The following is a 22,213-nucleotide window of genomic DNA, read 5'->3' as shown; positions in this document are numbered from 1 at the left end:
ATTACGAACCGGAAAAAAGACAAGAAGCCCGGAAACCGCACGCCCAAAGGGCTCTCCCCCCTTTCGGGAGGTCCAGGAGGGGCCGCCGCCCCTCCTGGCCGCCGGAGGCGTCTTTCCTTCTTTTCTCTCCCCTCTCTTCTCAACCCGGAAAGAAAATCCCGACCAGACGCGCGCCTGCGGCGCGGCGCGCCAGGCGCGTCAGCGCGAGGGAGCCGCCAAACGAGAAGACCATGGCGGCGACGCCCAGGGGCAGCCGCCAGACAGGGGCCACGGGTGCGGGCACGGCGGCGAAGAAGGCCAGCACCAGCACGTAGTGGGAGAGGTAGATGCCGAAGGTGTCGCGCCCGGCCCCGGCCAGGAAGGCGAAGACGCGGCCGCCGCCCGCCGCCTCGACGCGGCGGCAGGCGGCGCACAGGGCGAGGCTTCCGGCGAACTGGAAGGCCAGGCCCGAGAGCAGGAAATACTGGCGGTAGTTGGCCCCGAGCGCCCGGGACTGGGCCGCGTCCTCCCAGAGGTAGAGCGCGAAGGTCGCCACGGCGGCCCCGGCCAGGGCGGGAAGGGCGCGGGTCAGGGCGGCGAGCGCCTCCTCGTGGCGCGACAGCCAGCAGCCCAGGAAGAAAAACCCGCCCCAGGCCGGGGCCAGGCGGACGCCGACCAGTTCGAAACGGTAGTCCGCCGGGGGGCTTGTCGCGGCAAGGAGCGTGGAAAAGGTGTAGAAGACGACAGTGACGCCAAGGGCTCCAAGCGTCCAGGCGCGCAGCCGTCCCGGCGTGGCGAAGGGGTTCGCGAAGCGCAGGAGCATGAGGAATTGGAGCAGGGCGAAGACGAAGTAGAGCTGGATGGCCCCGAAAAGCAGGTCGGTCAGGCTGCGCAGGGTCCAAAGCGGCACGCCGTAGAGGAATTTGAGCGAGAGGATGGTCAGGGCGTTCCAGGCGAAAAACGGCGGGGCGAGCCGGGCCGCCTGCCGGGCCGGGCGGCGCGAAAAGGGGACTTCCGGCGGCCGGCTCAGGTCGTTTCTGCCGAGCAGGTAGCCGGCAATGAGGAAGAAGGCCGGCACGGCGAAGGTGACCAGGCAGGCGGAGAAAAGCGGGACCACGGAAAAGTCCCCCTCGCGGAAAAAGGCCATATTGCTGGCATGGGACCAGACGACCACAACCATGGCCACGGTGCGGGCCGCCTCGATCCATTGCAGCTTTCGCGGGGCGGCGGCGGGGCGGGGCATGGATCGGCTCAGATTTTTCCGGCGCGGCGGTCGTAGACGATCATGTAGACCTGGTCGATCTGTACGTAGAGGTCGGGCAGGGCCCAGATGGTCTGGATCATGGTGGTGGTGGTCGGCGAGCCCAGCTCGGCCGTGACCTTCTCCACGAGCTTGCCGACGGACAGCAGGTCGTGGACGAGCACCACCAGGGAGAAGCGGCCGCTGTCCTTGTTGCAGCCGTAATAGATGCGGTTGAGCGGCACGCCGTCGAATTCGGGCTTCTCGTCCCTGTCGTAGTGCAGGATGAACGGGCTTTTGGCCACGGTGTCGGGGTCGTAGGCCAGGCCGAACATCTGGAGCTGGGCGTTCCAGAGGGGACGGGCGCGTTCCACGGCGAAGGAAGGCTTGGCGAACATGGTGTCGCAGGATTCGCCGTAGCGGTATTTGCCGAAGCCCTGGCGCAGGTTCATGCCCCAGGCGGCGCTGGTGGCGACCAGGACGAGAAGGCAGGTCAAAAGCAGTCGTTTCATGTATTCCTCCCGGCGATAAGGCTTACCGGCGTAGCCTGTTTAGGCGCTCGGGGCCTCGTTGTAAAGGCCGCCGCAGCCGAGCGCGGCCCGCACGATGGGCAGGGCGCGGGCAAGGGGCCGGCCGAGATAGAAAGGCAGCTCCGTCACGGAGACGCCGGCCCTGGCGGGCAGCAGATCCCGGTACGCGGCGTCCAGGCGCACGATTCTCGCCACGGCCTCCCGCGCGGCGGCGTCGCCGCCGAGGGCGCGGCGGCACAGCGCCGCCAGGCGTGCGAGGTCGGTTTCGGCTTCGTGGGCGGCGCACAGCACTGCCAGGGGGGAGGCTTCCCCCAGGATGTCGCGTCTGGTGAGGCGGCCTTCGAGGTAGGCGTCGGCCACGGCCTGCGGGGCGTCGCAGAAGAGGTCGCGGCACTGGCGGGGCCGGTTTTCGTGGACGGCGCAGGCGTCCGGCTCGGTGAAAAAGAGGCAGGCCCGCCCGCCTTGTCCCGGGCGCAGGCGCACCAGTTCCACGGGCGCGGGGACGACGCCGCCGGCCACGTTGTCCGTGACGTACTCGCCCCGGCGCAGGACCATGAGTGTCGCCGGGGCAAGCACGCCGGCGGCGAACAGGGGCAGGTCCTCCCGGCACAGGGAAGGCCCGCCCTGGCGGCAGCACGCGCCGCAGCGGCGGCAGACGGGGACGGCTTCGTTCATGCGCCGTGCATGGAGCAAAACGGGGCGCTTGGCAAGGCCGGTGACCCGGCCTGCGTGCGTTGGCGCAAAAGGGCTTTGCATCGAAGGCGGCGCGGTGGTATGAGGGGTGATGCACATCGGATCGCTTCCGGCACGTTTTCCCGTTGACAGAAAACTGTCGTCATTTTAGTACGGGAGCGATTGTGCAATAGTTCACGTTCCACTAGACCCCCGAGCGAATAACACCCCGCCCGTCGACGAGCAGGGTCGGCCGGAGGGGAGGCGTCCAGGCGGCCAAGTCGCCGGCGGCGCGTGACGATTGGTTAAGGCGGTAACTCTTCAAACCCCACTGGAGGAAGCAAATGGCGAAACACCAAACCCCCTTGTTGGACCAGCTCGAAACCGGGCCATGGCCCAGCTTCGTGTCCGACATCAAACAGGAAGCCGCGCATCGGGCCGCCAATCCCAAGGGCCTGGACTACCAGGTTCCGGTCGATTGCGCAGATGACCTGCTCGGCGTGCTGGAACTCTCCTTCAAGGACAAGGAGACCCACTGGAAGCACGGCGGCATCGTGGGCGTGTTCGGTTACGGCGGCGGCGTCATCGGCCGTTACTGCGACCAGCCCGAGATGTTTCCGGGCGTTGCCCACTTCCATACGGTGCGTGTGGCCCAGCCCTCCGGCAAATACTACACCAGCGAGTATTTGAACGCGATCATGGATATCTGGGAACTGCGCGGTTCGGGCCTGACCAACATGCACGGCTCCACCGGCGACATCGTGCTGCTCGGCACCACCACCCCGCAGCTCGAGGAAATTTTCCACGACCTGACCCACAACCTGAACACCGACCTTGGCGGCTCGGGCTCCAACCTGCGCACCCCGGCCGACTGCCTGGGCCAGTCCCGTTGCGAATTCGCCTGCTACGACACCCAGGACGTCTGCCACACCCTGACCAACGACTACCAGGACGAACTGCACCGTCCGGCCTTCCCCTACAAGTTCAAGTTCAAGTTCGACGGCTGCCCCAACGGCTGCGTCGCTTCCATCGCCCGTTCCGACTTCTCGGTCATCGGCACCTGGAAGGACGACATCCGCATCGACCAGGACCGCGTGAAAGCCTACGTCGCCGGCGAGTTCAAGCCGGGCGGCGGCTCCCACTCCGGCCGCGACTGGGGCGCCTTCGACATCGTCAAGGAAGTCGTGGACCGCTGCCCCACCGGCTGCATGAGCTACGACGGCGCCAAGCTCTCGATCGACAACAGCAACTGCACCCGCTGCATGCACTGCATCAACACCATGCCGGCGGCGGTCAAGATCGGCACCGAAACCGGCGCCTCCATCCTGGTCGGCGCCAAGGCCCCGATCCTCGACGGCGCGCAGATGTCCTCCCTGCTCGTGCCCTTCGTCGTCGTGGAAAAGCCCTACGACGAAATCAAGGAAGTCATCGAGAATATTTGGGACTGGTGGATGGAAGAAGGCAAGAACCGCGAGCGCGTGGGCGAGACCATCAAACGTCTCTCCTTCCAGAAGCTGCTCGAGGTCACCAACACCAAGGCCGTGCCGCAGCACGTGGAAGCGCCCCGCGCCAACCCCTACATCTTCTTCAAGGAAGACGAGGTGCCCGGCGGCTTTGCCCACGACGAAAAGGCCTATCGCCAGAGACACATGAGATAAGTGGGAGGACACTGATATGGCATTCATCTCTTCCGGTTACAATCCCGACAAACCCATGGAAGGTCGGATCACGGATATCGGTCCTCGCCACTTCGAGGAATTCTATCCGCCGGTCATCAAAAAGAACAAAGGCCAGTGGGATTACCACGAGATCGTGAAGCCCGGCGTGCTCAAGCACGTGGGCCTTTCCGGCGACGTGGTCTACACCGTGCGCGTCGGCGGCGCCCGCCTCATGAGCGTCAGCCACATCCGTGAGATCTGCGCGATCGCCGACAAGCACTGCGGCGGCCACCTGCGCTTCACCACGCGCAATAACATCGAGTTCATGGTCGAGACCGAGGCCGCCCTCGACGCCCTGATCGCCGATCTCGAGTCGCGCAAGTTCGCCGGCGGGAGCAACAAGTTCCCCATCGGCGGCACCGGCGCCTGCGTCTCCAACATCGTCCACACCCAGGGTTACGCCCACTGCCACACCCCGGCCACCGACGCCTCCGGCCCGGTCAAAGCCGTCATGGACGACATGTTCGAGTACTTCCAGTCCATGAGCCTGCCGGCCATGGTGCGCATCTCCCTGGCCTGCTGCCTCAACATGTGCGGCGCGGTGCACTGCTCCGACATCGGCATCGTCGGCATCCACCGCAAGCCGCCCATCGTCGAGCACGACCGCCTGGACAACATCTGCGAGATCCCGCTCGCCGTCTCCGCCTGCCCGACCGGCGCCATCAAGCCGTCCAAGGTCGAGATCGACGGCAAGAAGGTCAACTCCGTTGCGGTCAACGCCTCCCGCTGCATGTATTGCGGCAACTGCTACACCATGTGCCCGGCCATGCCGCTCGCCTCCGGCGAGGGCGACGGCATCGTGCTCATGGTCGGCGGCAAGGTGTCCAACCGCATCTCCATGCCGAAGTTCTCCAAGGTCGTTGTGGCCTACATCCCCAACGAGCCGCCGCGCTGGCCGACGCTGACCAAGATGATCAAGCACATCGTCGAGGTCTACGCCGCCAACGCCAAGAAGTACGAGCGCCTGGGCGAATGGGCCGAGCGCATCGGCTGGGAGAAGTTCTTCGAGCTGTGCGATCTGGAGTTCTCCCACCACTGCATCGATGACTTCCGTGATCCGGCCTACTACACGTGGCGCCAGAGCACCCAGTTCAAGTTCACGAAGCACATCGAGGCCTAAGCATCCAACTTCCGGGCGGGGAGAAATCCCCGCCCGGATCAAACAACGAGGGAGCGGTATGGCTACCGAGAAAGAGCAGGTGCTCGAATTTCTGCAGGGCAAGACCGGCAAATCCAAATTCTATTTCAACGACTTCTGCAAGATCTTCCCGGACAAAAAGCAGCGTGAGGTCAAGAAGATCCTCACCGAGCTGGTCAACGAAGGCAAGGTCGTCTTCTGGTCCAGCGGCTCCACCTCCATGTACGGCCTGGCCGGCGTGGGCAAGCAGGCGGCCGAGGAAGAGTAGTCATCCGGCGCGAGGCGGCTTGCGGTTTCCATCCGCCCACACAGGTCCATGCCTGGGGGGATCGACGCCGGGAACGGTTCACCGCGCGAATAACGAGAAGCATGCGCCTGACCCGAAAGGCGCGCAACAACGATACGCGCCGTGAATGATCGCCCGCGTCTTGTCCTGGCCGGGCTTTCCGGGGGCGCAGGCAAGACCATCCTGACCCTTGGAATCTGCCGGGCCATGGCTGCGGCCGGCCTGCGCGTCCGTCCGTTCAAGAAGGGTCCGGATTACATCGACGCCGCTTGGCTCGGGCTCGCCGCCGGGCGCGACGCCACCAATCTGGACCCTTTCTTACTGCCCGAATCCCTACTCCTGCCCCATTTCCTGGAAAAATCCCGCGACGTCGACATCTCCGTCGTCGAGGGCAATCGTGGTATTTTCGACGGCATGGACGTGGCCGGCTCCTGCTCCACGGCCGCCCTGGCCCGACAGCTCGACGCGCCCGTCGTCCTCATCCTCGACGCCACCAAGATGACCCGTACCGCCGCCGCCCTGGTCGCGGGCGTGGCCGCCTTCGAACCCGGCCTCAACCTGGCCGGCGTGGTCGCCAACCGCACCGCCGGGGCGCGCCACCGCGACATCCTGCGCCGTTCCATCGAGACGCTCGCCCATGTGCCCGTGATCGGCATGCTCCCGAAAATTCCGAAAAATCCCATCCCCGAACGGCACATGGGCCTGGTTTCCGACCGCGAGCAGGGGGCCGTGGACGCCATTCTCGACGGCATCGCCGCCGTGGTGCGCGAACACGTCGATCTCGACCGCCTCGTGGCCATCGCCCGCAGCGCTCCGCCCCTGCCGGACGTCGCGCCGGACGAGCCGGGCTGCGATGCGCCCCTGTCCACGGAGGCCGATTCCGGGGGAGCCCCGGTCATCGGCGTGGTGCGCGACGCGGCGCTGTGGTTCTATTACCCGGAAAATCTCGAAGCCCTGGAGCAGGCCGGCGCGCGCCTTGCCGCCGTGAGTCTCCTCGACGACGCGCCCTGGCCGGCCCTCGACGGGCTTTACCTCGGCGGCGGTTTCCCGGAAACCCATGTGGAAGCGCTGGCCAAGGACACGGTCATGCGCGCCCGCGTGGCAGGGCTCGCCGCCTCGGGCATGCCCGTCTACGCCGAATGCGGCGGCTTCATGTACCTGTGCCGGGGGCTCGTCGTCGAAGGCGCGCACTACCCCATGGCCGGCGTCTTCCCCGTGGACACGACGCTTTGCGCCAAGCCGCAGGGCCTGGGCTACAGCCTGGCCCGGGTCGTGGCCGACAACCCTTTCCACCCCGTGGGCACGCTGCTTCACGGCCACGAATTTCACTACTCCCGCTGCCAGGCCGCCCTGGAAGGCGGCTTGCCCGGTCCCGAGTCCTTCTGCCTGCGCATGGAACGGGGCGTGGGTATGCACGCCGGCCACGACGGACTGCTTTTCCGCAACACCTTCGCCGCCTACACCCACATCCACGCCCATGGCGCGCCACACTGGGCGCGCAATTTCGTGAAAGCGGCGCGGGTGTGGAGAAGAGGAAAGATGCCTCCGGCGGCCGGGAGGGGCTAAGCCCCTCCCGGACCCTCCCCGCCGCCGGTCCGGCTGGCGTCGCGCAAAGCCGCGACGCCAGCCGGACCGGAAACATGGGGAGCCGGAAGCTTCACGCGCGGGGACGAATCATCCATCGAGGGGGTCCGGGGGGAATCATTCCCCCCGGCCGCCGGAGGCATCTTCACCATGCACATCATACGCGAAATCGCATCGCCCCATGGGCCGGTCGCCTACACCCCCGACGCCGCTGCCGCACCGCTCGAGGGCGAGGACACGGGGCTAACCTATGGCAGGTACTTCGAGGCGCTGGAGGCGTTCGTGTCCGCGGACGGGTTTGCGCCCCTTGCGCGGGGTCTTGGGGCGCTCGGGCGCGCAGGCGGGCTCGACGGCGCGCGTGAGGTCGTGCTGCGCGCCGAAAAGCACGGCATGCTCTACCATCCGGCCAGCTGCACCGTGCGCTTTCCCGACGACGCAGTGACGCTTTGCATCAATGTGGCCGTCGTACCCGTGGCCGTGGATTGCCTGGAAGCGGAATGCGGAATGCTCGAATTCCTGCGCGGCCGGTTCACGCCGGAGTTCCTGCCCCGGCCCCTGGCCTGTGCCCGGGTGCACGGACTCGGCATGCTGCTCGAGGAGTGGTTCGCGGGGTTTCACGAATTCCACCAGGATGGTGCGGGCCGGGTGCGGCTGTGGGATTTCGACGCCGGCGAGCGGATTCTGGATGCGGCCGCTGCGGCGGCCCTCTACGGCGAGGCGGCGCACATCCTCGCCCGCTACTTCGATCCGGTAACGGGCGCGTCCATCGGCCCGTGGCATCATGCGGCCGGGGATTTCGTGGCCCGCGAGGACGGCGACGGCGTCGCGGTGCGGCTCGTCACGGTGCGGGGGCACGGCGCGGCGCGGGCCTTCACCGAGGCCGGGCCCATGGCCGAGCGCCTTGCCGGGCTCTCCTTTTTCACCAACATGACCATGCGCATGCGTCTGGACCGCGTGGACGGCGTCGGGGAACTCGTGCTGGCCGGCACGGACATGGTGCCGGCCATCGTCGCCGGCTTCGCCAGTGCCTTGGGCGAGCGCGAGGATGTGGGCGACGGGGGCCTCGGGCTGCTCGATTTCCTGGGTTCGTTTTCCGCCGAGGAGCTGGCCGGGGCGGGGGCGCAGCTCATGGAGCCGTGCCCGGAAGAGGAGCAGGGCTTGCTCGCCGCGGCCTGGCCCGGCCATGCCAAGGCGCTCGTGGCGGCACTCTCGCAGATATGACGGGCGCGCCGTCTGCGCCCGGCGCGCCGCGTTTTCATTGCGCGGTCGTGGACGCGGCGGGCGTGCTGCGGGAAGACGCTTCCACCGCCATCGTTCCCTGGTGGAGCGTGACGAAGACGCTCGTTGCCGCCTGCGTGCTGCTTTTTGCGCAGGAAGGGCGGCTGCGGCTCGATGCGCCGCTCGGGGAGCATCCCTTCACCGTACGGCAACTGCTTGCGCACCGGTCGGGACTCGGCGATTACGGCGGCCTGCCGGCATACAAGGCGGCCGTGGCCCGGGGCGACGCGCCGTGGTCGGACGCGGCGTTTTTGAACCATGTCTCGCCCCGGACGCTTCTTTTCGCGCCCGGTTCGGCTTTTGCCTATTCCAATGTCGGTTATCTGCTGCTGCGCCGGCGGCTCGAGGCGCTTGCCGGCGAGGGGCTCGGTACGCTGCTCGCCCGGCGCGTGCTGCGCCCCCTTGGCCTGGCCGGGTCGCGGCTGGCCATGACGCCTGCCGACATGGTGCAAACCGCCTTCGCCCGCTCTCGCAGCTACCATCCCGGCTGGTGTTCCCATGGCACGGTCGTCGGTCCCGTGGCCGAGGCGGCGCTGGCGCTCCACCGGCTGCTTGCTGGGGAACTGCTTTCGCGCGCGTCCCTGGCCGCCCTGCGCACGCCGTACGCGCTGCCAGACAACTTCGCGACGCCGCCCTGGCGGCAGGCCGGTTACGCGCTCGGGCTCATGCGCGGCACCCTGGCCGACGCGGACCTGACCCGCCATGCGGCGGTGCAGGGGCACGGCGCGGGCGGCCCTGGCTGCGTGGGTGGCGTCTATAACGCGCCGGACGTCTGGGGCGGACGTACGGTGGCGGTCTTTACCGATGCGACCTGTCCTGGAGCCGTCGAGGACCGGGTCCTTGCCCTGCTGACGACGCCATAAACAAAGGGCGTCGGGTGGCAGCTCAACGGCGTGGTCCCATTTAGCGGTGCAAAGGCGGAAGACCGGCACGTGAATTACGCAGCCGGGGAGGGGGGCGCGGCGAGATGCTTTTGCGCGGCGGCGAGCACCTGCGCCGCGTCGGTCAGGCGCGCGTCGGCGGCCACGGCGCGCCTGGCCGCGGCCAACGCTTCCTTCCAGTTGCCGCGCCGCGCCTGCACACGGGCCATGGCCTGGTCGAGCAGGGGATGGTTGATCCCCTTGCCGGCGGCGTCGAGCAGAATGCGCTCGGCTTGCTGCCATTCCTCGGCCTTGCCCGCGGCGGTCAGCAGGAAATCGTAGGCCCGCGCATTGTCCGGGGCCTCTTCCACGGCACGTTTGACGTACTCCAGGGCGGCCTTGAAGTGCCCGGCGTCGATGAGCTTGCCGGCAAGCAGCGGGAAAAGGCCTTTCTCGTCCACGTAATCGGCCACGGCGGCGCGAAAGTTGCGCTGGGCTTCGAGCAGGTTGCCTTCGGCCAACAGTTTCGATCCCTTGATGATGGCGTGGTCGATGCGCAGCTTACGTTCACGCATGGCGGCGAGGCTTTCGCGGGTGATGTCCTCCTCGACCTTTTGCACAAGCCCGGCGAGGACGGCGGCGAGCTTGTGCTCCTGCCCCTTGGCGTAGGGCACGCCGTTTGGCGCGTACTTGAGCACCCGTGGCAGCTTGCTCAAATTACCGAAGGCTTCCCGCAACTGTCCTTCGATGGTGATGCGGTCCGTGCCCGGCAGCTTGACGGAGACAAAGGCGCGAAGCGCCAGGGCGACAAGCTGCACCGTGCGCAGTTCCTCGTTCTTGCCATAAGCGGCCTTGGCCCGGGCCAGGTCTTCGCGGATGGATTTAGCGCTTGGCGGCATGGCCTCTTCCTTGGGGCGGCAGGGGGTTGTGCGCCCGGCGGCAGGAAACGCCGCCGGCGTCGCATCCAAGCCAGGATAGGGAAGTTTCCCCCGGATGAAAAGCCCCGGCCGCGCAATCAGTGCGCTTGCCCCCAGGTCGGGCCCGTGTCCCAGTCGACGACCAGGGGCACGGCCAGGGTGATGACACCGGACATGAGCGCGGCCAGGCGCGCGCCCGCGGCCCGCGCCTCGTCTTCCGGCGTCTCCAGCAGCAGTTCGTCGTGGATCTGCAAGACGAGCGTGGCCTCGCGCGAGGCCAATTCCGCATCCTTGTGCGCGGCAAGCATGGCCATTTTGATGATGTCCGCCGCGCCCCCTTGGACCACGGTGTTGATGGCCTGCCGCCTGGCCTGGGAGGCGAGCTGGGAGTTGCGGGATTCGATGTCCGGCAGCGGCCGGCGACGCCCGGCCAGGGTGGAGACGTAGCCGCTGGCGCGCGCGGATTCCACGATGCCGTCGTAGAAGGCGGAAAGCCCGGGCAGGCGTTCGAAGTATTTGGCGATGAACGCCTTGGCCGCGTCGAGCTTGATGCCGAGGTCGCGCGAGAGCTTTTGCGGCCCCATGCCGTAGAGCAGGCCGAAGTTGATGGTCTTGGCCTGGCGGCGTTCGTCGCGGCTGATGTCGGCTTCGGGTTTGTCGAAGAGCAGGGAGGCGGTGCGGGCGTGGATGTCCGCGCCCGCGGCAAAGGCGTCGAGCAGCGCCGGCTCCTCGGACAGATGGGCCAGCACCCGCAGTTCGATCTGCGAATAGTCCGCCGCGACCAGCGCCTTGCCCGGTCCGGCGACGAAGCACTGGCGCATGCGCCGGCCGAGTTCGCCCCGGATGGGGATGTTTTGCAGGTTGGGGTTGGAGCTCGAAAGCCGGCCCGTGGCCGTGGAGAGGTTGTTGAGCGTCGTGTGGATGCGCCCCTTGGCGTCGGCGAGTCTGGGCAGGGGATCGAGGTAGGTGGAGCGCAGCTTTTCGAGCTTGCGGAATTCCAGGATGCGGTCCACCAGCGGATTGGAGCCGGCGAGGCGCTCCAGGGCGTCCTGGGACGTGGAGGCCGCGCCGCCCGGGGTCTTGCCTTTGGGCGCAAGCCCCATTTCGCCGAAAAGGATCTCGCCGAGCTGCTGGCTGGAGCGGGGATTGAACGGCCGGCCCGCCAGGCGGTGCAGGTCGGCTTCGATGGCCGTGAGCTTTTGCGCCACTTCGGCCCCGAAGGCGGCCAGGGACTGCAAATCCACGCCGATGCCGACGCGCTCCATGTCCACGAGCACGGGGATCAGGGGCAGTTCCAGCCGGGCGGCCAGGTCGGTCAGCCCCGCGGCTTCCAGGCGTCCGGCCAGGACGTCGGCCAGGCGCGCGGCGGCCCGGGCCGTATCCGTGTGGGCCACGTCCCCGGCGTCCACCGAGGGGTCGGAAAAAAGCATGTCGCGCAGCCGCTCGAAACCGTAGTTGCGCTGTTCGGGGTTGAGCAGATAGGCGGCCAACCCCAAGTCGAACCAGGCGGCGAGGGGCACGGCCCCGAACGCCGTATCAAGGGAAAGAAGGTCCTTGACCGAGGGTACGGCCACGCGCGATGCCTTGGCCAGAAGCGGGGCGAGTCCCACCGGCGCGGCGTCCGTGACCAGTTCGTCGTCGCCGAAGGACAGGCAAAAACCCGCCGGCACGGGCACCAGGGCCAGGCGGCGGCCGGCCAGGTCGGGCAGGGCGTCGAGGGGAATCGTGGGAACGGCGTCGGCTGCCGGTTTGCTGCCGGGCGCGGCGTCGAAAAGCGACGGGCGCGCGTCGTTACGCGCCTTGGCCGGCGGCGGCAGGGGTGCGCCCGTGGCCAGGGCTTCGGCCTCGCGGGCCAGGGTGCGGAACTCGAAGGTTTCGAGAAATTTGCGTAGCGCCTTGGCGTCGATGGGGCGCAGGGCCACGTCGTTGAGGGACGTTTCCGGCAGCAGGTTGGTGCGCAGCCGCGTGAGCTCGCGGTAGGTGAAGACATCTTCGATACGCGGTTCGATCTTGGCGCGGGCGGAGGGCTTGAGCGCGTCCAGGTGCGCGCGCACCTCCTCCAGGGTGGGGAAGCGGCGCAGGATGTCCAGGGCGGTCTTGGGCCCGATACCCGGCACGCCAGGAATGTTGTCGCTCGTGTCGCCGACCAGGGCTTGCAAGTCCGGCCAGGAGGCGGGTTCGATGCCGGTTTCGGCCGTGAATTCGGCTTTGGTGACGAGCTTTTCCGCCTTGCCCGAGGGGTCGTAGAGGACCACCATGTCGGTGAGGCATTGTTTGAGGTCCTTGTCCGCGCCGACGATGACCACCGGGCGCTTCGCGCCGAAACGCGCGGCCAGGCTCGCGATGCCGTCGTCGGCCTCGGCGGCCTCGGGCACGATGACCGGCACGCCGAGCAGGGAAAGCCCCTCCAGAAGCGGGGGGATCTGCCGGGCCAGGGGCTCGGGCATGGCTTCGCGGTTGGCCTTGTAGTCGGCGAAAATATCGCTGCGAAACGACGGCCCGCGGCCGTCCAGGAAAAAGACCAGGTGTGTGGGCGTCTCGTCGCGCAGCAGCTTGAACAGCAGGCGGAAGACCATGTACAGGGCGTTGGTGGGAAACCCGTCCGAGCGGGCGATGTCGCCGAAGGCGTGGTAACCGCGGTAGATAAAGGCGCTGCCGTCGATGAGGAAGACGGGTTGGGCGCTTAAGCCCAGTCGTTTGGCCAGGGTCATGGGGCTCCTTCGCAGCGGCGTCGTGCCGCGTCGCTGGCCGGTTTTTTACGGCAGGGCGGCCATGGGCGCAACCGCTGGCCGCCGACTCTCGACAAAGCCATTCAAAAAGGGTAGTCTGATACGATTGGATGGCTTGTTTGTCAGTTTGGTGAATGCGTGTTCACAACGCTATACATTCCGGATTAATTGTATTATCGGAAATTGCCCGATTTCGGGTAATCGCCGGCATGGAGATGGACGCAATGATTTTGAAAGCAAAGCGCAGGTCCCATCTGGTATGGATCGCGGGCGTGCTGGTCGTCGGCCTGCTTGTCGCCCAGGGCCAAGCCCTGGCCCAGGATGCTGCCGCCCCCACCGGAAACGACCGGGTGGCCAGGCGCTATGCGCGTCAGCCCAATGCGGACGCCGCCGCGCCGAACGCCGCCGCCACCGCCGACGGCCTTGAAGTCAAAATCCAGAAGATTCCCCTGCCCGATTTCGTCAAGGAGCAGCAGAGCGATCCGGCCCTCACCCAGCACACGCTTGTCGGGGCCGGCTCTCCCAAGGCCGAGGGCGATCCCATCGACATGGAGAAGAGCGTCCAGCGCGGCCTCGACGCCAACCCGCAGATGCAGTCCGCCCGTGCGCTGCTCTCGGGTTCCGAGGACGCCCGCCGTCAGGCCATCTCCAATTTCGGGTTCGTGGGCACGGTCAGTTACGCCTTCCAGCGCACCGACGCCCAGGTGGTCAGCACCACCACCCAGACCATGACCGGCAACCAGATCCTCAACAACCTGACGGGCTCGTCGCTTTCCACTTCGCGCACCGTCCATGCCCGCACAGGCTACTGGCAGAATCTCTACCAGTTGCAGCTGCAGGCCACCCAGCCGCTTTTTACAGGCTTCAAGCTTTTAAGCACCTATCAGAAGGCGGCGCTCCAGAAGGATTACGCCACCGCCAACATCACCTACACGGAGCTTTCGCTCATCAAGTCCGTGCAGCAGGCGTTCCTGACCCTGCTGCAAGCCCGGGCCAACGTGCAGAGCAACAAGGACTCCGTCGCCCGCCTGGAGTCGCAGTACAAGGTGGCGCAGGCCTACTATGACGTCGGCCTCAAGCCCCGCCTCGACGTGTTGCAGGCCGAATCCGACCTGGCCCAGGCCGAACAGGACCTGCTCAAGGCGCAAAACGCCGTGCTCGTGCAGACGGCCCAGCTCAATTCCCTGCTCAACCTGCCGCTCAACCAGCAGACCAACTACGTGGGCGAGTTGACCTACCTGCCGTTCGCCATGTCCATCGAGGACTGCCTGGACACGGCCTACAAGCAGCGCCCCGACCTCTACATGGGCGTCAAGTCCGTGCAGATGGCGGAAAAGGACGTCAAGATCGCGGCCAGCACCTTCTATCCCCAGGTGCAGGCCCAGGCGACCTACACCAAGCAGGGCAACGACGCTGGCTTGGCCTTGCACGACATGGACGGCTCCACCACGCCCGAGACCTCGACCTTCGGCATCACGGCATCGCTGCAGGCCTGGGACTGGGGTTCGACCTACTTCGGCGTGCAGTCGGCCCGGGAGAGCGTGAAAAAGCTGCAGGCCGACCTGGCCAATCTGCGCCTCAATGTCGGCTATCAGGTCAAGACCTGCTATCTCAACATCCAGGACGCGGCCAAGCGCATTTCCGTGGCGCGCACGGCGCTGGAGGCCTCGCGTGAAGGCTACCGCATGGCCGTGGCCCGCTACCAGGCGCAGGTCGGCACCAGCACCGACGTGCTCGACGCCCAGGCCCGCGTGAGCACCGCCGAATACAACCTGACCCAGGCGCTCACCGACTACCAGAGTGCCCTGGCAGACATCTACGTGGCCATGGGCATCAAGAACCTGAATCTGGCCGCCAACTAGGCAGCCGTTCGCCGCAAAGTCAAAAGGGCGGGGGCCACGGCCTCCCGCCCTTTTTTATGCGGCGCAGTAACATTGGGTGGCGTCGCGGCGCGCGTGTGACCGCTTTTGAGCTCTCCCTTTCGGGGTGGTCCAGGAGGGGCCCTCGGCCCCTCCTGGCCGCCGGAGGCATCTTCTCTTCTCTCTCCCTCCCCCCCCTCTTCTCCCCTCTCTCCCCTACCTTCCTTTGCGCTTGTCGATGGCGCGGCGGGTGAGCACGGCGAAGAAGCCGCCCACGAGGCCGAGGATCAGGCCTCGGCGGATGTCCATGAAAAAAAGCCCGCCAAGGACGCCCACCGCGCCGCCGATGAGCAGGCCGCGTTTGAGGGCTTCCTTGAATTCCTGACGCTTGTCGCTGTTCATGCCGGCTTCCCTTCCGGTTCGATGCTCTCGAGGCCGCCCATGTACGGCACAAGGACCTTGGGTACCGTCACCGAACCGTCCTTTTGCAGGTAGTTTTCCAGGATCGCGGCCATGGTCCGGCCGATGGCGAGGCCCGAACCGTTTAACGTATGCACCAGCGCGGTCTTCTTGCCGCCTTCGGGCTTGAAGCGGATGTCCGCGCGGCGCGCCTGGAAATCCTCGAAATTGGAGCACGAGGAAATTTCGCGGTACTTGTCCTGGCCCGGCAGCCAGACTTCCAGGTCGTAGGTCTTGGCCGAGGAAAAGCCCAGGTCGCCGGTGCACAGCGCAATGACGCGGTAGGGCAGGTCGAGCTTTTGCAGGATGGCCTCGGCGTGGCCCGTGAGCTTTTCGAGCTCGTCGTAGGAAGTGTCCGGATGGACCAGGCGCACGAGTTCCACCTTGCCGAACTGGTGCAGGCGAATGATCCCTTTCGTGTCCTTGCCGTAGGAGCCGGCCTCGGAGCGGAAGCACTGGGTGTGGCAGACGTAGGCCGTTGGCAGCGCCGCTTCGGGCAGCACCTCGCCCCGGTGCAGGTTGGTCACCGGCACCTCGGCCGTGGGGATGAGGTAGGAGGCCATGCCTTCGAGCTTGAACAGGTCCTCGGCGAACTTCGGCAGCTGTCCCGTGCCGCGCAGGCTCTCGGCGTTGACGATGTAGGGCGTGGCCACTTCCGTATAGCCGTGCTCGCGGATGTGCGTGTCGCACATGAACGCCGCCAGGGCGCGTTCGAGCCGGGCGAGCTGGCCGCGCAGCACCACGAAGCGCGCGCCCGAGAGCTTGGCCGCACGTTCGAAATCGAGCCCGCCGAGTGCCGTGCCCACGTCCTGGTGCTCGCGGATGGGAAAATCGAAGGCGCGCGGCTGGCCGTTCAGGCGCAGGACCGGGTTGTCCGTCTCGCCGGCCCCGTCCGGGGTGGTGGCGTGGGGGATGTTGGGCACGCCGAGCAGCCACTCGCTCACTTGCGCGTCCACTTCCTTGGTCTTTTCATCCAGCGCCTTGATCTCGTCGGACAGCGCGCCGAGGCCGGAGAGCACGTGCGCGGCATCGCCGCCGGCGCGCTTGATCTTGGCCACTTCCGCCGAGGCCGCGTTGCGCTGGCTTTTCTTGCGCTCCACCTCGGTGATGATTTCGCGCCGCCTCTCCTCCAGGGCCAGGAAGGCGGGAAGGTCCAGGGGAAAACGCCTGCGCGCCATGCCGTCGGCAACGGCCTGCGGGTTTTGGCGCACGAATTTGAGGTCCAGCATGTCTCGCTCCTTTGATGGCGGTCGGCAAGGCCATGTACGCGGCCCGCGTTTGCCGCGTCAAGGGAAGGGGAATGGTGGAATGGAAGGATGGAGGGGGATGGGCGATGGGGGAGAGGAGGGGAGAATGCCCCGGCGGCCAGGAGAGGATGATTCCCTCCTCGACCACCCAGGAAGGGGGAGAGTGGCCGTGTCGTGGGAGAGGTCGGTCGACGGGACCGCTCCTGGAGGTGGGGAATGACAATATTGTTGAAACGGCGAGGGGCGTCGTGGCGGTGACAAGGGCAGGGGAATCGGCTAGTCGGGGTAACGAAGCGATGCAAGGGGGAGCGTATGCGGGAGAAGTTGCAGGAGGTGGCCGCAAGGCTCGGCGAGGCCCTCGTGGCGCGGGGCTGGACGCTTGGCTGCGCCGAATCGTGCACGGGCGGGCTGCTCGCGAGCGTGCTTACGGACGCGTCCGGCGCTTCGGCATGGTTCAACGGCGCGGTGGTGGCCTACGCCAACGCGGTCAAGCGCGACGTGCTGGGCGTTTCCCAGGCGACGCTCGATGCCAGCGGCGCGGTCAGCCGGGAGACGGTGCTGGCCATGGCCCGGGGCGTGCGCGGCGTCATGCGCGCCGACGTGGCCGTGGCCATAAGCGGCGTGGCCGGGCCCACGGGCGGCACGCCGCAAAAGCCCGTGGGCACGGTCTGGATGGCCTGGGACGGCCCGGAGGGCGTGGCGGTCAAGCGTTTTCAGTTCGACGGCGACCGGCTGGCCGTCAAGCGCCAGGCCGCGCACGAAGCCATGGCCGGGGTGCTGGCCATGACCGCCGGAGCCCGCGAGGCCGGGGCGGACGAATCCATGCGGCCGTAACCGCGCCGACGCCGGCCGGTCATCCGCGTCGGGTAGGACGCGGCATGGCCGTCGACAGGCGGCCGGGGAGGCGTCTATGAGCACGAAAACGGCCCGCATGGGCGGGGTGATGGGCGTTTGGGAAGCGGCGGACAGGTTGGAACGGCTGGCGCAGGAACTGCGCGCGGGCAGCCTGGGGCTCTCGGCCGGGCGGGTGTCCATGCACCTGTCGCCGGCGGTGATGCTCGACGTGGAGATCCGCGCGAGCCAGGCCAGCGACCGCGAGGGGCTGGACGTGCGGCTGTCCTGGAGTCCGCACCGGCCCGAGGCCGCGAGCCTGCGCGGCGAATTCTAGTCGCGCCGGGCATTTCCGAATTCTTTGCCTGCTCACTCCCCATCGCCGCGATTGTGCGCTATGGGGAAGGGAACCCCAACCCGGGAGGTCCTATGAGCAGGTTCGATTCGTTCACCAAGCTGGAACGCGAAGTGGCCCCGAAGTTTCGCGAAAGCATGGGGTTGGCCGAGTCTTCGGCCGACGTGCAGAAGTTTTTCGTCTACAGCATGTTGCAGCTCGTCAACGGTGTGCTGGCCGGGCAGGGCGGAGAGTTCGACGTGTACTACGAGGATATCGCGCTGACGCCGGATCAGGCTCCGGGGTACGCGCTTTCGGCGCGTCTCGCCGCCCATCCGCCCCTGGCCGACGCGTTGCGGGAATCCGATTTGCCGGCGATTTTGTCCCGCTTCGCGGAAGTCGCGGGCAACACGTACAAGTATTTGCAGAAGAAGCCGGAAAAGACCGAGTCCAAGATCTACCATGGCACGGGTCGGGCCGCCCGCTGAGGCCGGCCGGCGTCGGCGGGGGAGCGAGGGCGCGGCCGGAAAGGGCGTGGTCCTCGCTCCCCGCTTCCGCGCGACGTGGAGCTGTTCAGACGTGGCGGGAATGGCGGGAACGCGGTGTTGCGCGCGGGGCGGCCGGCCTAGGCATGCACCTTGTCCGCGTCGGCCTTGCCCTGGCTGCGGCGCAGGGCGCAGAGCCCCTTGTTGGAGACCACCCAGCCCTTGGCCTTGCCTTCCGTCTTGATGCGGATGCGCAGCAGGTAGCCGTGGGTGAAGAGGTCTTCCAAGTCGTCCTTGTCGAACAGCCGCCGGGCCAGATCCTGGGGCATCATGCCGCGATACGCCGAGAGGCGCGAATAGTGGTAGACATCGTTTAGGATGCGCAGGTGCTCGGGCAGAAGTTCGGGCTCGTCCGCCGCTTCGGGCTCGGGCAGGGCCAGCCTGCCCGCCTCGGTCAGCCGCCAGCCGGCCATGGACCTGCCGCAGGGATAGGACAGCTTGATGCACTCGAGCAGTCCCGCGTCGTCCAGGGCGCGGAGGTCTTCCTTGGCATAGAGCAGGGCCTGCCGCCTGGGCAGGGTTCCCTGGTAGCGTTCCACCGAGGCGAAGGCCGCGGCGGCCTTGAGGATATCCTGCTGTCTGGGGGGTATTTTCATGGGCCGCTTCTTTTTTTCCGAAAATAGCAAATTTCCCCTGCGCCATGCAAGGAGTGGGATTTCACGGGGTTGCAAGCCCCTTCCTGCGGCAGCCCGACCTTTACAATTTGTGCTTTTCTGATAAGGAATCAGCCTGTTAAGCGATTGTGAAGAAAAGGACTTTTTTCATGCTCAAACTGGCGGATTTCCTGGTCCTTGAGCAGAAGGCCATCCTTGACCGGTGGTTCGATCTGATCATGGGCACCTACGCCGAGAATACGGCGGTATTGTGGAAGAAAAAGGACGACCCGTTCGCCAATCCCGTGCGGCACAAGTTCGAGGCTGGCATGCGGGGCATCGTGGTGGCCCTGGCCGGGTGCGGCGATTGCCCCCAGGCCGAGGTCTTCGCGCCCATGCTCGACGAGATCGTGCGGGTGCGGGCCGTGCAGGACTTCACCCCGTCCCAGGCCACGGCGTTCATCTACCTGCTGAAGAAGGCCGTGCGCGAAACGCTGTGGGAAAAAGTGGTCGAGCACGACCTGTTCGTGGAACTGCTCGCGCTGGAGTCGGCCATCGACGTTCTGGCCCTGCTCGCATTCGACATCTACTGCCAGTGCCGGGCGAAGATCGTCGAGCTGCGGATCACCCAGATCAAGAAACAATATGACCGGCTCCTCAAGCGGGCCAACCTCGTCTGCGACTTCTCCGCCGAGGGAGAGGAACCGTGAGGCGCGTTTCGGGCAAACCTTTAACGAGGTGAGGGTACATGGCAGCGTTTTATTCCTTACTCGCAGTCCTGGCGCTCATCGTCATCCCATGGCTGGGCGCCGGGATGGGGATGGGGGCGTTGTTCGGGATCGTGCTCCCGTACATCGCGATCATCGTGTTCATGGTGGGATTCGTCCTGCGCATCGTGGACTGGGCCAAGAGCCCGGTGCCGTTTTGCATCCCCACCACCGGCGGCCAGCAGAAATCGCTGCCCTGGATCAAGAACAATCCCTGGGACAACCCCTATGACAACAAAGGGGTCGTCATGCGCATGGTCTTCGAGGTGCTGACCTTCCGTTCGCTTTTCCGCAATACGTCGGTGAAGCTGCAGCAGGACGGCCCCAAGGTGGGGTACAGCTCCGAGAAGTCCCTGTGGCTGTTCGCGCTCATCTTCCACTATTGCTTTTTGGTCATCCTCATCCGTCACCTGCGCTTCTTCCTCGCGCCGGTGCCCTGGGCCGTGCACGTCACGGAGTTTTTCGACTCCATCCTGCAGATCGGCCTGCCGGTGCTGTACCAGACCGACGCGCTGATCGTGCTCGGCCTGTTCTTCCTGCTGGCCCGCCGCGTCTTCGACGGCAAGGTCCGCTACATCTCGCTGATGCAGGATTACTTTCCGCTGCTCCTCATCATCGCCATCGCGCTCTCCGGCATCTGGATGCGCTACGTGGTCAAGGTGGACGTCATCGCGGTCAAGGAACTGGCCATGGGGCTGGTCACCCTGCATCCCCACCTGCCCAAGGAAGCGATCGACCCCTCGGTCTACATTCACCTCACCCTGGTGTGCGCGCTTTTCATCTACTTCCCCTTCTCCAAGCTCATGCACATGGGCGGCGTCTTTCTCTCGCCCACCCGCGTCGTGCCGAACATGAGCCGCCGCGCCATGTGGGTCAATCCGTGGAACGACCCGACCGTGAAGCCCCATTCGTACGAGGCCTACGAGGACGACTTCCGCGAAAAGATGATCGAAGCCGGACTCCCTGTGGAAAAAGAGGCCTAAGCGGGCCGCAACACAATCATCATCCTGGTAGAGAAGCGAGGAGCGACCATGGCCAAGTATCCGCCACCGGAAGAACTCATCAAGATCAACTATACGACGCCGGTCAAATCCTGGATGGATTCCAAGACCGCGTTTCGTCCCGGCAATTTCAGTTATCCGGGCAAGCCCGACATCCTCAAGTACCTCGGCATGCCCAATCCCCGCGAATGGAACCCCATGGACGACGACTGGAAGCTGCCGCCCGACTGGCAGCGCATCGTCATGGAGAAGTTCCGCGAGAAGCTCAAAAAGTACCGCTCGCTCAAGATCTTCATGGACGTGTGCGTGCGTTGCGGCGCCTGCGCCGACAAGTGCCACTTCTTCATCGGCGGCGGCGACCCGAAGAACATGCCGGTGCTGCGCGCGGAACTTTTGCGCTCCATCTACCGGGGCGAGTTCTCGGCCGCGGCCAAGGCGCTCGGCAAGCTGGCCGGCGCGCGCAAGCTGGAAGAAGACGTGATCAAAGAATGGTTCATGTACTTCTACCAGTGCACGGAATGCCGCCGCTGCTCGCTGTTCTGTCCCTACGGCATCGACACCGCCGAGATCACCATGATGGCGCGCGAGCTCCTGCACGAAGTGGGCTGCAACATCAACTGGATTCTCGAGCCGGCCGCCAACTGCAACCGCACCGGCAACCACCTCGGCATCCAGCCCCACGCCTACAAGGACATGATGGACTTCCTCTGCGACGACATCGAGGAAGTCACGGGCAAGCGCATCCGGCCCAACGTCAACAAGAAGGGCTGTGAGATCCTCTTCATCACGCCCTCCGGTGACATCTTCGCCGACCCGGGCATCTACACCTACATGGGCTACATTATCCTGTTCGACTACCTCGGACTGGATTACACCTGGAGCACGTACGCGTCCGAGGGCGGCAACTTCGGCCTGTTCACCTCGGACAAGATGATGAAGAAGCTCAACGCCAAGATGTACGCCGAGGCCAAACGCCTGGGCGTCAAGTGGATCCTCGGCGGCGAGTGCGGCCACATGTGGCGCGTCATCAACCAGTACATGCTGACCATGAACGGCCCGGCCGACTTCCTGGAGGCCCCGGTCTCGCCGATCACCGGCACCAAGTTCGACGCCGCCGCCGGCACCAAGATGCTGCACATCTGCGAGTTCACGGCCGACCTCATCAAGAACGGCAAGCTCAAGCTCGATCCGTCCCGCAACGACAACTTCGTCACCACCTACCACGACTCCTGCAACACCGCGCGCGGCATGGGCCTGCTGGAAGAGCCGCGCTACATCCTGAAAAACGTCTGCCGCCAGTTCTACGAAATGCCCGAAAACACCATCCGCGAGCAGACCTTCTGCTGCGGCGGCGGCGCGGGCCTCAACAACGAAGAGTTCACGGAAACGCGCCTTCGCGGCGGCCTGCCCCGAGGCAATGCGGTCAAGTATGTGCGCGATCGCCACGGCGTCAACAACCTGGCCTGCATCTGCGCCATCGACCGCGCCACCCTGCCGCCGCTGTGCGACTACTGGGCCCCGGGTGTCGGCGTCTCCGGCGTGCATGAGTTGGTGGGCAACGCGCTCATTCTCGATGGCGAGAAAAAACGCACCACCGATCTCAGGCAAAACCCCCTGCCGGGGATGGAGGACGAGGAGGAATAACC

The 22,213-nt window shown here is 66.2% G+C and carries 21 protein-coding genes; 13 read left to right on the top strand and 8 right to left on the bottom strand.

Annotated elements, in window-relative coordinates:
- Positions 1–139 precede the first annotated feature (139 nt).
- From Q368_RS0115890 to Q368_RS0115880, 3 genes are read right to left on the bottom strand one after another with little or no spacing between them, the layout of a single operon-like run.
- Entirely contained in the window at positions 140–1,222 is a 1,083-nt protein-coding gene (locus Q368_RS0115890; RefSeq protein ID WP_029460045.1) for an acyltransferase, read from the bottom strand.
- An 8-nt stretch (positions 1,223–1,230) separates the two neighbouring features.
- A complete protein-coding gene (locus tag Q368_RS0115885; RefSeq protein ID WP_029460044.1) occupies positions 1,231–1,731 on the bottom strand; it encodes a hypothetical protein in 501 nt (166 codons plus the stop codon).
- Positions 1,732–1,770: 39 nt separating this feature from the next.
- On the bottom strand, positions 1,771–2,424 hold the full coding sequence (locus tag Q368_RS0115880) for a YkgJ family cysteine cluster protein (RefSeq protein WP_029460043.1): 654 nt from the start codon (positions 2,422–2,424) through the stop codon (positions 1,771–1,773).
- Positions 2,425–2,765: 341 nt separating this feature from the next.
- Here Q368_RS0115880 and dsrA point away from each other — a divergent pair, with 341 nt between their 5' ends.
- The 6 genes from dsrA (at position 2,766) to Q368_RS0115850 (ending at position 9,288) form a co-directional block, all read left to right on the top strand.
- Positions 2,766–4,079, top strand: a complete 1,314-nt coding sequence (dsrA, locus tag Q368_RS0115875; protein WP_029460042.1) for a dissimilatory-type sulfite reductase subunit alpha — start codon at positions 2,766–2,768, stop codon at positions 4,077–4,079.
- A gap of 16 nt (positions 4,080–4,095) precedes the next feature.
- The gene (dsrB, locus tag Q368_RS0115870; RefSeq protein ID WP_029460041.1) at positions 4,096–5,259 is read left to right on the top strand and encodes a dissimilatory-type sulfite reductase subunit beta; all 1,164 of its coding nucleotides are present in this window, start codon (positions 4,096–4,098) and stop codon (positions 5,257–5,259) included.
- Positions 5,260–5,317: 58 nt separating this feature from the next.
- The gene (locus Q368_RS0115865) at positions 5,318–5,545 is read left to right on the top strand and encodes a dissimilatory sulfite reductase D family protein (RefSeq protein ID WP_029460040.1); all 228 of its coding nucleotides are present in this window, start codon (positions 5,318–5,320) and stop codon (positions 5,543–5,545) included.
- A gap of 141 nt (positions 5,546–5,686) precedes the next feature.
- Positions 5,687–7,129 (top strand): cobyrinic acid a,c-diamide synthase CobB, encoded by a 1,443-nt coding sequence (locus tag Q368_RS0115860; protein WP_029460039.1) that lies wholly within the window; start codon positions 5,687–5,689, stop codon positions 7,127–7,129.
- Between the two features lie 168 nt (positions 7,130–7,297).
- On the top strand, positions 7,298–8,368 hold the full coding sequence (locus Q368_RS0115855; protein WP_029460038.1) for a hypothetical protein: 1,071 nt from the start codon (positions 7,298–7,300) through the stop codon (positions 8,366–8,368).
- Positions 8,365–9,288 (top strand): serine hydrolase domain-containing protein, encoded by a 924-nt coding sequence (locus Q368_RS0115850; protein WP_052360204.1) that lies wholly within the window; start codon positions 8,365–8,367, stop codon positions 9,286–9,288. Before Q368_RS0115855 ends, Q368_RS0115850 begins: the two co-directional genes overlap by 4 nt.
- Before the next feature lie 74 nt (positions 9,289–9,362).
- Here the strand turns inward: Q368_RS0115850 and Q368_RS0115845 are convergent, their stop codons facing one another.
- Positions 9,363–10,184: a tetratricopeptide repeat protein gene (locus Q368_RS0115845; protein ID WP_029460036.1), complete on the bottom strand. Its 822-nt coding sequence runs from the start codon at positions 10,182–10,184 to the stop codon at positions 9,363–9,365.
- Between the two features lie 116 nt (positions 10,185–10,300).
- Entirely contained in the window at positions 10,301–12,913 is a 2,613-nt protein-coding gene (gene polA, locus Q368_RS0115840; protein WP_029460035.1) for a DNA polymerase I, read from the bottom strand.
- A gap of 242 nt (positions 12,914–13,155) precedes the next feature.
- On the opposite strand from polA, the gene Q368_RS0115835 reads away from it, so the two are divergent.
- Entirely contained in the window at positions 13,156–14,793 is a 1,638-nt protein-coding gene (locus tag Q368_RS0115835; RefSeq protein ID WP_029460034.1) for a TolC family protein, read from the top strand.
- Positions 14,794–15,006: 213 nt separating this feature from the next.
- Here the strand turns inward: Q368_RS0115835 and Q368_RS0115830 are convergent, their stop codons facing one another.
- Both Q368_RS0115830 and serS read right to left on the bottom strand, forming a co-directional pair.
- Positions 15,007–15,192: a hypothetical protein gene (locus tag Q368_RS0115830; RefSeq protein WP_029460033.1), complete on the bottom strand. Its 186-nt coding sequence runs from the start codon at positions 15,190–15,192 to the stop codon at positions 15,007–15,009.
- The gene (gene serS, locus Q368_RS0115825) at positions 15,189–16,478 is read right to left on the bottom strand and encodes a serine--tRNA ligase (RefSeq protein ID WP_029460032.1); all 1,290 of its coding nucleotides are present in this window, start codon (positions 16,476–16,478) and stop codon (positions 15,189–15,191) included. Before serS ends, Q368_RS0115830 begins: the two co-directional genes overlap by 4 nt.
- Positions 16,479–16,808: 330 nt before the next feature.
- On the opposite strand from serS, the gene Q368_RS0115820 reads away from it, so the two are divergent.
- The 3 genes from Q368_RS0115820 (at position 16,809) to Q368_RS0115810 (ending at position 18,149) form a co-directional block, all read left to right on the top strand.
- Entirely contained in the window at positions 16,809–17,330 is a 522-nt protein-coding gene (locus Q368_RS0115820) for a CinA family protein (protein ID WP_029460031.1), read from the top strand.
- A 76-nt stretch (positions 17,331–17,406) separates the two neighbouring features.
- The gene (locus tag Q368_RS0115815; protein ID WP_029460030.1) at positions 17,407–17,664 is read left to right on the top strand and encodes an amphi-Trp domain-containing protein; all 258 of its coding nucleotides are present in this window, start codon (positions 17,407–17,409) and stop codon (positions 17,662–17,664) included.
- Between the two features lie 92 nt (positions 17,665–17,756).
- Positions 17,757–18,149 (top strand): hypothetical protein, encoded by a 393-nt coding sequence (locus Q368_RS0115810; protein WP_029460029.1) that lies wholly within the window; start codon positions 17,757–17,759, stop codon positions 18,147–18,149.
- A gap of 137 nt (positions 18,150–18,286) precedes the next feature.
- Here the strand turns inward: Q368_RS0115810 and Q368_RS0115805 are convergent, their stop codons facing one another.
- Positions 18,287–18,802: a hypothetical protein gene (locus tag Q368_RS0115805; protein WP_043786139.1), complete on the bottom strand. Its 516-nt coding sequence runs from the start codon at positions 18,800–18,802 to the stop codon at positions 18,287–18,289.
- Positions 18,803–18,969: 167 nt separating this feature from the next.
- On the opposite strand from Q368_RS0115805, the gene Q368_RS0115800 reads away from it, so the two are divergent.
- From Q368_RS0115800 to dsrK, 3 genes are read left to right on the top strand one after another with little or no spacing between them, the layout of a single operon-like run.
- On the top strand, positions 18,970–19,509 hold the full coding sequence (locus tag Q368_RS0115800; protein WP_029460027.1) for an RsbRD N-terminal domain-containing protein: 540 nt from the start codon (positions 18,970–18,972) through the stop codon (positions 19,507–19,509).
- Positions 19,510–19,547: 38 nt separating this feature from the next.
- Positions 19,548–20,549, top strand: coding sequence for a sulfate reduction electron transfer complex DsrMKJOP subunit DsrM (gene dsrM, locus Q368_RS0115795; RefSeq protein ID WP_029460026.1), 1,002 nt, complete (start codon positions 19,548–19,550; stop codon positions 20,547–20,549).
- A 48-nt stretch (positions 20,550–20,597) separates the two neighbouring features.
- On the top strand, positions 20,598–22,211 hold the full coding sequence (gene dsrK, locus Q368_RS0115790) for a sulfate reduction electron transfer complex DsrMKJOP subunit DsrK (RefSeq protein WP_029460025.1): 1,614 nt from the start codon (positions 20,598–20,600) through the stop codon (positions 22,209–22,211).
- Positions 22,212–22,213 lie beyond the last annotated feature (2 nt).

Origin of the sequence: Solidesulfovibrio alcoholivorans DSM 5433 (assembly GCF_000702665.1) — a bacterium.
Classification (GTDB): Bacteria; Desulfobacterota; Desulfovibrionia; order Desulfovibrionales; family Desulfovibrionaceae; genus Solidesulfovibrio; species Solidesulfovibrio alcoholivorans.
The sequence above is the reverse complement of the archived record's forward strand: the minus strand, read 5'-3'. Positions and strand labels throughout refer to the sequence as shown.